The sequence below is a fragment of the Campylobacter concisus genome (genome assembly GCF_902460415.1).
Classification (GTDB): domain Bacteria; phylum Campylobacterota; class Campylobacteria; order Campylobacterales; family Campylobacteraceae; genus Campylobacter_A; species Campylobacter_A concisus_Y.
On record NZ_CABPTY010000002.1, the window covers coordinates 243,722 to 254,889 of the forward strand.

10 protein-coding genes and 1 pseudogene are annotated in these 11,168 nt (G+C 41.1%); all 11 read right to left on the minus strand.

The window, feature by feature from the left end; translation table 11 throughout:
• Positions 1-33 precede the first annotated feature (33 nt).
• On the minus strand, positions 34-258 hold the full coding sequence (locus FZ940_RS05370; RefSeq protein ID WP_148821833.1) for a DUF2798 domain-containing protein: 225 nt from the start codon (positions 256-258) through the stop codon (positions 34-36).
• Positions 255-815, minus strand: a complete 561-nt coding sequence (locus tag FZ940_RS05375) for an NAD(P)H-dependent oxidoreductase (RefSeq protein WP_148821835.1) — start codon at positions 813-815, stop codon at positions 255-257. The genes FZ940_RS05370 and FZ940_RS05375 overlap by 4 nt, the downstream gene beginning before the upstream one ends.
• Before the next feature lie 30 nt (positions 816-845).
• Positions 846-2,417, minus strand: coding sequence for a tannase/feruloyl esterase family alpha/beta hydrolase (locus FZ940_RS05380; protein ID WP_148821836.1), 1,572 nt, complete (start codon positions 2,415-2,417; stop codon positions 846-848).
• An 8-nt stretch (positions 2,418-2,425) separates the two neighbouring features.
• Positions 2,426-3,106, minus strand: coding sequence for a putative quinol monooxygenase (locus FZ940_RS05385; RefSeq protein WP_148821838.1), 681 nt, complete (start codon positions 3,104-3,106; stop codon positions 2,426-2,428).
• A 15-nt stretch (positions 3,107-3,121) separates the two neighbouring features.
• Entirely contained in the window at positions 3,122-4,558 is a 1,437-nt protein-coding gene (locus FZ940_RS05390; protein WP_148821840.1) for a subtype B tannase, read from the minus strand.
• A 70-nt stretch (positions 4,559-4,628) separates the two neighbouring features.
• Positions 4,629-5,399, minus strand: coding sequence for an SDR family NAD(P)-dependent oxidoreductase (locus FZ940_RS05395; protein WP_148821842.1), 771 nt, complete (start codon positions 5,397-5,399; stop codon positions 4,629-4,631).
• On the minus strand, positions 5,396-6,037 hold the full coding sequence (locus FZ940_RS05400) for an NAD(P)H-binding protein (RefSeq protein WP_148821844.1): 642 nt from the start codon (positions 6,035-6,037) through the stop codon (positions 5,396-5,398). Before FZ940_RS05400 ends, FZ940_RS05395 begins: the two co-directional genes overlap by 4 nt.
• A gap of 29 nt (positions 6,038-6,066) precedes the next feature.
• Positions 6,067-7,212 carry an iron-containing alcohol dehydrogenase gene (locus FZ940_RS05405; RefSeq protein ID WP_148821845.1) on the minus strand — a complete coding sequence of 382 codons (1,146 nt, stop codon included), beginning with the start codon at positions 7,210-7,212 and terminating at the stop codon, positions 6,067-6,069.
• A gap of 75 nt (positions 7,213-7,287) precedes the next feature.
• Complete coding sequence (locus FZ940_RS05410) at positions 7,288-7,962, minus strand: anaerobic ribonucleoside-triphosphate reductase activating protein (RefSeq protein ID WP_148821847.1); 675 nt, start codon at positions 7,960-7,962, stop codon at positions 7,288-7,290.
• Positions 7,963-8,046: 84 nt separating this feature from the next.
• Positions 8,047-10,329: pseudogene (locus FZ940_RS05420) on the minus strand (ribonucleoside triphosphate reductase).
• A 464-nt stretch (positions 10,330-10,793) separates the two neighbouring features.
• Positions 10,794-11,168, minus strand: a 375-nt coding sequence (locus tag FZ940_RS05425) for a TIR domain-containing protein (protein WP_148822099.1), incomplete at its 5' end; no start/stop codon positions are given.

Here is an 11,168-nt window from a genome sequence, read left to right on the forward strand (position 1 = left end):
TAATAATTTTTATTGATAACGTATATTATTATTTTATTTTTTACATAAAGTTTGTGTGAGTTTTGTTACAAATGGAGAGACTAGCAAAAGCACAGGATACGCCACTACAAAGGCTTTTACATAAGCAATTAGCCAAATTTTCACAAAGCCATCAATAAAACCAAGGTTTAAATATGTCAGCACAAATGACATAAAAAACGCCATAAATGCTGACATTATAAACGCAAAAACATATCTATAAAATTTCGCTGGTATCATGAAATTTTACCTATCAGCTCCTCTAGCCTCTTTGCATGATCAAGCGCCTTTTGCCTCATCAAAGCAAGCTTTGCCTCATCGTGCCTGCTCTGATATGATAGCCCTCCGCTATAAACATAGCCTGCAAACTCCATGCCACACATATTTGCTAACGCCTTAAGTGATGGCAAAAACTCCTCTATCTCATAGCGCTGAAGCGCCTCTTTTTTATAAAGCTCCTCAGGCGAGCCAGAAGTAAATGAAAGTACCAGCTTTTTACCCCGTAGCTTATCTCCGCTGCTGCCATGAGAGAAGCCATGAACTAGCACATCTTCAAACCACTTTTGTAAAAGCGATGGCACGCCGTACCAGAAAAATGGATAAACAAGCACGATCACATCAGCCTTTACTAGCTTTTCTTGCTCGGCTTTTACGTCGATAGCGTAGTTTTTATAAAGCTCGCTTAGTATGTCAAATTTAGCCTCTGGCAAGTGCTTTTTTAGCTCGCCTAATATGATCTTATTCGCAAAGGAATTTTCAAGGTCGGTGTGACCTGATACGACTAAAATTTCACTCATTTTTACCCCTTTAAATTTACTTTCTTAAATTTACTTGCAAACAAAGCTACTTGCCTTGCTCACGTCACCGCCCACGTATGTAGCCACCTTTGGATACGCACACACCAAAAATTCCTTGCCAGCATAGGTCTTGCTCTTAGCTAGCATGCTCTTTGGCGCTTCGCCCTTTTCATGCCACGCTTCAAGCGCACTAAGCGGATCGACGTCATCTATGCCGTTGCCGCCACCGCAATGGTTCATCCCAGGTAGCGCAAAAAATGCCGCGAAATTTTGGCTATTTTTATTATCAGCCTCTAGCTTTTTAAACCAATCCCTTTGATCTTTAGCTGAAAAAACTGGGTCTGAGACGCCAGTTACGATGATTAGCTTACCGCCATTTGCGCTAAATGTGCTAAGGCTTGTTGAGATGGCGTCATTTATCGCCGCAGTCTCGAAAGTCTTTGGCGTGTCTTTGTCAAAGTCAAAATTTATCGTGTCAAAATTTGGCTGTGCTGGCGTTAGAAAATAATAATTCACCGAGCCGCTTGAGAGCGTGATATTTCTAGCATTTGGCTTGGCGCTTTGTGAGTCGCCTAGCTTCCACTGTCTCCAGCCCTCGGCGCTCACGCCTGAGTCGTAAAACCAGCCACTATAAATTTGTTCACCCTTGCTGTTTCTGGCTCCGTTAAAGATTTTCTCTATCGCCTCTATCTTTTGCTTTACTAAATTTAGACTTTTTGGATCAAATTTGCACGCTTCCCACGCATTTATGATCCCATCTTTTAACCCGTCTAAGGCGTCACATTTTTCTAGCACAGCGTGGCTTAGCTTGTCAAGGTCGTCCTTAGTTAGTGCATTTGCAAAAATTTTCTCGCCTTTTTCATTTTTTGGAGCTATCTTCATAAGGGCTTGGTTGTCCCACTGCTGAGCGATCGCCGCGCGAGATAGCCTAAAGCCAGGGTTTGCAGCGATGACGCCATCAAATTCTAGCGGATAACGCTGGGCTGCGATTAGTGCTGCCCTGCCGCCATTTGAGCAGCCCATGAAGTAGCTATGCTTTGGCTTTTTGGCGTATGCGGCAGCTAAAATTTGCTTAGATGCGTCCGTGACCTTGCCGATCGCCTGATAGGCGTAGTCTAGCCTTGCTTGCTGATCTAGCCCAAACTCAGCCGTTGGCTTTGGGTGGCCTGAGTTTGTTGTAACTACCGCGTAACCTCTAAGAAGCGCTGGCGTGGCTGTGCTTGTTCGTATCGGCACTGCGCCAAGAGTAGGCGCTACAAAGCCGTCCATACCGCCCCCACCTTGAAACAAAAATTTCTCATTCCACTGCTCTGGCAGCCTTATCTCGTAATCAATCGCATACTCTTTGCCGTCACTTCCAGTGCGTTTATAGAGTTTGCCATGCACCACGCAGTGAGGCTTTGCTTTGATATTATTTTTGCTGCCGCCAGTTAGCGCAGACATCTTATCGGCTGATACTTCGCCACTCTCATTCCACACCGCATCTATCATCTCGTTGTTTAAAATTTTCGCGTCTTTTAAACTCTCACATCCTGCCTTATCAAGGGCAAAAGCCGTGCTGCCAATGAGTGCCAGTGCGCAAAAAAGTGAAATTTTCTTCATAACATCTCCTAAAATTTTACCTTGCTAAATGAGGTCTCATTATTAAGACCAAAGCCGTCAAATTCGTCTATTAGCCCTGCTCGCTCTTTGGCGTAAGCCTTGTAGTTTTCGCTGTGGCGGTAGCTCTCAAAGCTAGCTTCGTCTTTGTAAATTTCAACTAGCACCCACTTGTTTGGCGCATCCTTTTTACTAAAGGCAAACTGCGCATAAGCGCCCTCATCTACACTTTTTTGCATATATTGTTTGATGATCTTTTCAAATTTCGCATCGCTTTTTGCTAAAAGGCTTAAATTTGTGATGTGAAAGTAGGCATCTTTTAGCCTCTCCGGCGTTAAATTTTTAGAAAACGCAGCCCTCTTTTTTACACCAATAGCCTTTTTGCTAGCCAAAATTTCAGCACTTGCACTTGCAAATTTCTTAAAATGCGCCGAGCTTATATGCTTTTTATAAGCCGCCTCGTCCTTGTAAAACTCAAGCACGTAAAATAGCTCTGGCTTGCTCTTTGCGCTCGCAAAAAAGATCGCCTGCGTGCCTGGCTCGCTCTTTGAGCTTAGTATTTTTTCCCTGCCAAGCTGTCTAAGCAAGCTCTTGTTATTTGGCGTTGAAAGTAGCTCCTGTAAGCTCACTTTCGCCTCCGCCCCAAAGGCAAACGCCGCCAAAACCGCTAGTAAAAATAGCTTTTTAAACATCAAAACTCCTTAAATTTATCTTTGCTCCACTCTTTTCATCCAAGCAAAAAGCTCGTCTAGATCGTAATCACCACCATGTCCTTCTCCCCAGACCGCTTCAAAATCAACCTCTTTGCCAGCATTTTTAAGCGAAAGCGCGAGCATAGCAGGTACGGCAAGGGCTAAGTCGGTGTCGTTTGTACCCTGTCTTATGCGGTAAAATTTTGCCGAATTTTTATTTTTGACGTAGTTCATCGCATTCATCATCTTTATGACGCTAGCCTCCGCCATCTCGCCCTCGCTTCGGTCTTTTGCAAATTTAGTAAAGTGCTTTGCAGGCGTTTTGCTATCGCCAAAAAGGCCGTTTTCAGGATTTTCTAGCCCAAGGCCGTCAAAGGCAACCACCGCTTTGGCACGTTTTAACGAGGCGATGAAGTCCTCAAATTTGAATGTATATCCAAGCGAGCATCCCTGCGTGTCAAGAGTTATAAATTTAGGCGTGAGCGTGCTTTTGTCGCTGCTTTTTGTAGCAGTAAATGCCTTTGAAATAAGGGTGTTTATATACTCTTTGAAGCTGCCCTCGCCATTTTCATCAAGGCTTAGCGCATGACCTTTGGCGTCTTTTAAATTTAGCGAGTTTAGATAGGCTGGGAATTTACTCTTTAGCTCGCGTGAGAGCTCTTTTTGCGTGGCGTTTAGCTCGCCTGATATCATCTTTGGCTTTTTGCTTCTATCGTTAAAAGAGCTTGCATCAAGACTTGCAAAATCAATACTTTCAAATTTATCCAAATCCCCAAACATCCACTCGTAAGCCTCGTCCTCATGCTCTAAATTTGTCACAGGGCAGTAGGCTGAGACGGCATAAATTTGATCGTCCGCTTTCGCAGCGCCTAGCTCTTTAAGATATGGCTCATACTCTTTTGCATTTGCGCTAACGCCCAGAAGTGCCGACATCGCACCGCCTGCGCTAGTGCCGTTTGAGATGATCTTATTTGCGTCGCCTGGCATAAATTTGTCGTTAAATTTAAGATATCTAACGGCTGCTTTTAGATCGACTATCGCAGCTGGCGCTTTGCCGATAAATTTTTCGCCATCTTTTAGCGTCCTGCCTCTAGCGCCAACGCTCGCCACGACATAGCCTCTAAGAAGCGCTTCGAGGGTGGCATTTGGTTTTTCGTTTTGGATTTCTGGCTTTGGTGGCATTGCGCTCATATAGCCGCCAATAGCATTTGGCATAAAAATGGCCGTCTTTTGGTCGCTAAATTTATCCTCTGGCACGTAGAAATTTAGCACCTCGTAGTCGCTAACTGGCTTTGCCACATAGACTATGCCTTCATATGCTCTAAATTTAAGTGTCCTCTCGCCAACTTGCACGCTTTTTAGCTCAAACTTGCTCTCGTCAAATTTAAGTTCATTTCCAAAGCAAGCACCTACTAAACAAACCCCTAAAATAGCAACTCTAACGCATTTCATGATCTACCTTTTTATTTTGTCCTACTTTTTGCTTTACTAGCCTTGGCGTAGGCTACCAGGGCTTTAACGCCTAGTTATCTTTTGGCTCGTATTTGATCGCGTAGTAAAATTTTGGCTTGCTTAAGCTAAACTCAAAGCTATCTCTATCCACCGAGCCAACGCAGTAATGGCTATCATAAAGTCGCAGCAAAAACTCCGCCATCTGCTCGCTCGTGTGATACTTTTTAAACGCCTTGTCGTAGTCGTAGCTCTCTTTGCTAGTTGTCACCATGCCAAATTCTGTCTTTGTGGCAGCTGGTGCTAGCACTTTAGCCTCCATCTTTGCCTGCTTGTCCTGTGCTAGCTCGTGGTAAAGCCCCTCGCTAAAGGCACTTACGAAAAATTTACTAGCGCAGTACGTGACCGCGTTTGGCACGATCTTGTAGCCACCTATCGAAGAGATGTTTATAAGCTGTGTATCTTTGTCTTTGTATTTTTTAGTAAAGAGCGTTGAGAGTGTCACAAGTGAGATGATGTTTAAATTTATCATCTGTGTGATCTTGTCTAAATTTTGCTCGCCGACCTTGTTATAGTCGCCAAAGCCAGCATTGTTTATAAGCGCTTTTAGCTCATATTTTTCTAAATTTTGCCAAAGCAAGAGAGCATTTTCCTGCTTTGAGAGATCACAAATCTCTATGACGACATCAACACCCGAAAATTTAGCTATCTCACTTTTTAAATTTTCTAAAAGTTCGCCACGCCTTGCAATAAGGATCAAATTCTCCCCGCGCCTTGCAAATGCCTTTGCCGCGGCCGCTCCTATGCCTGAGCTTGCTCCAGTGATGGCGATGTATCTTTTCACTTCGCATACTCCATAGGGCTATAAATTTTGACACCTTCGCTGTGGTCATCTTGCGCTACTTGCATGATCACTTTAGCGATGTCAGCCGCCCTCATCGGACGATACTCGTCAAAAAAGCCTTTTGGGATAAATTTAAACGCCTTTATCGCCATGTACTCGCCAAGCCTAAATTCCTTTCTCTCAGCCTCAATAAGTGGCAGCCTAGCGATGTGAAATGAGCTATATCCAAGCTCTTTTATCTTTGCTTCTGCTTGACCTTTTGCCTTTAGGTAAAACGAGCCTGACTTTCTGCTAGCACCTGCAGCCGAGAGCAAGACAAAACGTTTTGCGCCGCACTCCAAGCCAAATTTCGCAAAATTTAGCGGATAGGTCACATCGACTTTGTAAAACTGCTCCTTGTGCTTTGCCACCTTCATCGTCGTGCCAAGCGCGCAAAAGACATCATCAGCGATAAATGGCACCTCATCTTTTAGCTCGTCAAAATTTACTATCTTTACTTCAAGCTTTTCGTGAGTAAATTCTAGCTCATGCCTAGCAAGGGCGATAACCTTGTTGTAGTACTCACTCTCGCATAAATTTTTTAAAATCTCACTTCCCACAGCACCGCTAGCTCCAGCTATAAGGGCGATCTTTTTCATATCTTTCCTTTGTAAAATTTAGATAAATTCTATCTCGCTAAGGCAAAAATTTCACTTATGGCCTCTTTTGTATAAATTTGCTCCAAGCCCCTGCCCTTTGCGTAGTCATAAACTAGCGTCATGATCTCGTCTAAATTTGACTCATCAACGCCGATCTCAATTAGGCTTGTAGGTGTACCGATCTTGCTAAACCACTCTTTTAATTTCTCTATGCCTGCGTCTGCGTCATCCACGCCAAAAATTTCTTTGCCAAAGCGCTTAAATGCCTCTAAATTTCTACTCTTATACCACTTCATCCAAGCTGGCATCACGACACTTAGCCCAGCTCCATGCGCACAATCAACCACCGCACCTATGGCGTGCTCAATCATGTGGTTTGGATATGAGTAGCCAGCCGTGCCAACGTAAGTTAGGCCATTTAGCGCCATCGTCGCAGCCCAAGCAAACTCGCCTCTAGCGTCATAGTTTTTTGGCTCTTTTAGTAAAATTTCAGTCGTTTTCATAACGGTTTTTATGTTTGCTTCGATGTATAAATTTATGATCTCAGGCTGAATGCTAGCCGTAAAATAGCCCTCGATGCTGTGAGCAATAATGTCTGAGGCCGAATACACCAAATACTCTTTGCTCACGCTTGCTTGAAGCACTGGGTTTATCACTGAAACTTTTGGGTAAAGACATGCTCCGTGCATAGCAAATTTCTGTTTTGTGGCTTCGTTTGTGACGACCGAGCCGCCGTTCATCTCTGAGCCAGTTGCTGCAAGCGTTATGATGTCAAATATCATAAGCGCTTCACTTGGATCTTTGCCGGTAAAAAAGTCCCAAACGTCGCCGTTATATTTAGTTCCAGCAGCCACAGCCTTTGCCGTGTCAAGTACTGAGCCGCCGCCTATGGCTAGCACGCTATCGACGCCTTGTTTTTTAGCTAAATTTATGGCCTCATTTACCTTGCTTAGAACTGGGTTTGATTTCACACCACCGATCTTGCAAAACTCAATACCATTTGCGCTTAGGCTCTTTGTCGCCACGTCAAAAAGGCCATTTTGCTTGATCCTTTCACTACCATAAATAATAAGTGTCTTCTTAGCGCCAAATTCTCTCATATATCTGCCGATGTTTTGCTCTTTGTCTTTGCCAAATTCTATTCTTGTGGGATTTAAAAAGCTGAAGTTTTGCATAGTTTCTCCTTACTAAATTTTAATGATTATAGTTTTGCAAAGCAAAAATTTTTGTTAAAAATAATGAGTAGAAATTTAAAAGTTTCTTAGTTTGATAGGAAGTTTTGAGATTATTTTTTTCGGATCAAAGCTACTTTTAGCATCAACCAAATTTCCAAAATTTTCACCTGTGCTAAGGAATTTTTGCAAATAATAATTGCCTCTATATCCAAGGTCATAAAGAATTTCAGACATCAAAGAAATATCTGTTTCATCTAAAAAATCTGCATGCACGGTTGTTCTTACTTCAAAATCAAAATTTATCTCAAGCAGATATTTTAGTGTACTAATAAATTTTTCATATAAATTTGAGCCAGTTACGCCAGCAAATTTCTCTTTTGGTGCTTTAAAATCAAGTGCAATATAGTCAATCAACCCTTCACCTATCGCCTCTTTTAAAATCTCAATATGAGAGCCATTTGTATCGACCTTTAGGCAAAAATTTCTTGACTTAACCTCTCTTGCGAGTTTTAAAAACAAAGGATTTGCCGTGCATTCGCCACCGCTAAATACGATGCCATTTAGCTTACCTATACGGCGGTCTAAAAAGCTACAAACCTCATTCATACTTATAGTACCATTTGAGTTTACAACCTCTACGTTGTAGCAGTATACACACCGCATATTACAGCCTGCAAACCAAACTACCGCTGCCACTTTGTCTGGATAATCAAGCGTAGTAAATGGCGTTATACTAAAGACTTTATGCAAATTTATGGACCTTTTGAGATTTAAAAGGCACAGAAGATTGTGCCTTTTTTATTTGAGTTTTTATGTTTTTATTGGCTGCGGTGATTATCTTTTGCAGCAACTTGCGTATTCATCAAATTTAATACGCTCTTTATGCTCACCTTTTTTACCAAGGTTAAAGCTCTCAACTGGACGATGATAACCCATAACACGAGTATAGACTACACATTTTGTGCGTTTGTCTTGTACTTTTTCCAAAATTTCTTTTTCTGTCATTTCCTCTCCTTATTTGGAATTGTTTTTCTCTTTTTCTATTAATTCTGCATCGCAAAGCGGACAAAATTCATGCTCTCCAGCAATGTAGCCATGTTTTGAACAAACGCTAAACACTGGCGTTATCGTGATATATGGAAGCTTATAATTTGAGATTATGCTCTTTACAAGCTCTTTACAAGCTTTAGGTGAGCTGATCCTTTCTTTCATATAAAGGTGAAATACTGTGCCGCCAGTGTATGAAGTCTGAAGATCATCTTGCAAATCAAGTGCCTCGTAAGCATCATCTGTAAAATTTGCTGGAAGCTGGGTTGAGTTTGTATAGTAAATATTCTCCCCACCACCTGCTTGAATGATGTCTGGATAGCGCTTTTTATCCTCTTTGGCAAAGCGGTATGTTGTGCCCTCAGCTGGAGTTGCCTCAAGGTTATATAAATTTCCAGTCTCTTCTTGAAATGTCCTTATCTTATCGCGTAAAAACTCAACCATCTCAATAGCAAAATCACGTCCAAATTTTGTTGAGATATTCTCCTTGTCATTTGTGAAATTTCTAAGAAGCTCGTTCATGCCATTTATACCGATCGTACTAAAGTGGTTATTAAAGTGCTTTAGATATCTAGCCGTATAAGGATAAAGCCCTCTGTCATACATCTCTTGTATAAATTTACGCTTCTTTTCAAGTGTCGATTTAGCAAGCTCCAAAAGATAACTAAGCCTGTTATAAAGTGCGACTTTATCGTCTTTGAAGTTGTATCCTAGGCGAGCCAAATTTATAGTGACAACGCCGATAGAGCCTGTCATCTCAGCACTACCAAAAAGACCACCACCTCGTTTTAAAAGCTCCCTTAGATCAAGCTGCAAGCGGCAGCACATAGAGCGAACATGGCCTGGTTTGTAGGCTTTTTCGTTTTCTATCTTGTTACCATTTTCATCGTAAGTGTATTGTGAGCCGATAAAATTTTGAAAGTAGCTTGAGCCCATTTTGGCGGTATTTTCAAAGAGTACATCCGCCACTTCGCTATCCCAGTCAAAATCCTCTGTGATATTTACCGTTGGTATCGGAAACGTAAAAGGCTGCGAGCATTTATCACCAGCTGTTAAAACCTCGTAAAATGCCTTATCTATGCGTGCCATTTCAGGCTCGAAGTCCTTGTAGGTCATATCGATCAAATTTTTTCTGCCACGCTCCTTTGCTTTTTTCAAAATTTTCTCATCTTTTACATTTGTAAAGAGGTGTATATCATCACTCGTTGGGATCTGATCTCTTAGGTCGCTTGGACAAGTGATATCAATAGTTACATTTGTAAATGGACTTTGTCCCCAGCGTGCAGGCACATTTAAGTTAAAAATAAAGCTAGTTATCGCCTTTTTGATCTCAGCGTCGCTTAGATCGTCTTTGAAAACATAAGGCGCAAGGTAGGTATCAAAGCTAGAAAACGCCTGAGCACCCGCCCACTCGCTTTGCAAAATTCCTAAGAAATTTGCCATTTGATAAAGCGCTTCTCTAAAATGTTTTGGCGCTTTGCTCTCGACCCTGCCACGAACGCCGTTAAAGCCCTCGTTTAACAAAGCTCGCAAGCTCCAGCCAGCACAATATCCTGTAAGGCAGTCAAGGTCGTGGATGTGGTAGTCACCATTTCTGTGAGCAAGTCCCTCTTCTTTGCTATAAACAGCGTCTAGCCAGTAGTTTGCTATGACTTTGCCAGCGGTATTGTTGATGAGACCTGCGTTTGAGTAGCTTGTATTTGAGTTTGCAGAAATTCTCCAGTCGGTGCCGTTTATATACTCATTTATCGTTTGAGTTGAATTTATGTAGGTCGTATCGTCATTTAGGCCTAAAATTTGCTCACGTTGAAGCTTATGCGTGTGGCGGTAGAGCATAAAGCTCTTTAAAACGTCGAAATATCCGCTATTAAATAGCTCTTTTTCGATCGCATCTTGGATGTCTTCGACTGTTATCGCGCTTGATTTTTGAAAGATATCTTGGACAACATTTGTAAAAACTTTCTCATCATAAGCTAAATTTTCGCTAGCAAATGCTTTTTTTATCGCATCTACTATCTTATATGCTACAAATTCTTGTCTTGTGCCGTCTCGTTTTAAAATTTCACGCATCGCCCACTCTTTCCGATTTTTTAATATGGAGTTTTAAAGTATAGGACAAGAAAGCTTAAACAATAGACAACTATTTTATTTTGTTTAATAATATTTATCAAAAAATATAAAATTTTAAGAACTTTTCTTAAAGGATAAATTTACGTTATTTAAGTATTTTAAACTAAATTTTGATTATTTTACTTAAATAATTATTTTAGTTTTAGTTTTTAAATTAACCTATTTAAAATTTTACAAGCCATAAGCAATAAATACTTACTGGTCTCAAAACAAATCGTTGCCAAAATCGCGAAAGAGATAAACTATGATGTAGCATTTAACGCGATAAAATGAAGTGCAGGGAAATGGGTGCATGTAAGCCGCTAAATTTAAAGGCCGCGAGAGCGGTCCTTTTTATACAAAATTTTTACAAATAATCTTATAGAGATAACAGGGGTAAAAAATAACTCATGTAATTATTCCTACTAACAAAGTTCTCGTATAGCATCAACAATAGAATCTGTACTCCACTTAACTATCCCGTCGGCAGAGTTTTTAACTACTATAGAGGTTCTTTCTGCTGCCCAAGGTTGTACAGCAATTATTTTCTTGTTCATGCTTTTTGCCAACTCTATTTCAATATTAATCCATTTGCTATAAGTAGCATATACTCCAGCCAATATAATAATGCAACTTGCTGGCTGCATTTGCCTTTTTATTGCTTCTTTCAGTTCCCAATCACTACCCGCATTATGAATTGGGTTGTTTTTAGGAACTGAATAATTTTTATAATAAAAATATGGTTTTGCATTCAATAGCTTTACAAGATTATCATATGCTTCTCCATACGCCCAAGAGTG

Excerpts from the sequence above, each read along its gene's own strand:
- FZ940_RS05375 (WP_148821835.1), bottom strand. The coding sequence starts at position 815 with ATGAGTGAAATTTTAGTCGTATCAGGTCACACCGACCTTGAAAATTCC.
- FZ940_RS05370 (WP_148821833.1), bottom strand. The coding sequence starts at position 258 with ATGATACCAGCGAAATTTTATAGATATGTTTTTGCGTTTATAATGTCA.
- FZ940_RS05400 (WP_148821844.1), bottom strand. The coding sequence starts at position 6,037 with ATGAAAAAGATCGCCCTTATAGCTGGAGCTAGCGGTGCTGTGGGAAGT.
- FZ940_RS05380 (WP_148821836.1), bottom strand. The coding sequence starts at position 2,417 with ATGAAGAAAATTTCACTTTTTTGCGCACTGGCACTCATTGGCAGCACG.
- FZ940_RS05390 (WP_148821840.1), bottom strand. The coding sequence starts at position 4,558 with ATGAAATGCGTTAGAGTTGCTATTTTAGGGGTTTGTTTAGTAGGTGCT.
- FZ940_RS05405 (WP_148821845.1), bottom strand. The coding sequence starts at position 7,212 with ATGCAAAACTTCAGCTTTTTAAATCCCACAAGAATAGAATTTGGCAAA.
- FZ940_RS05385 (WP_148821838.1), bottom strand. The coding sequence starts at position 3,106 with ATGTTTAAAAAGCTATTTTTACTAGCGGTTTTGGCGGCGTTTGCCTTT.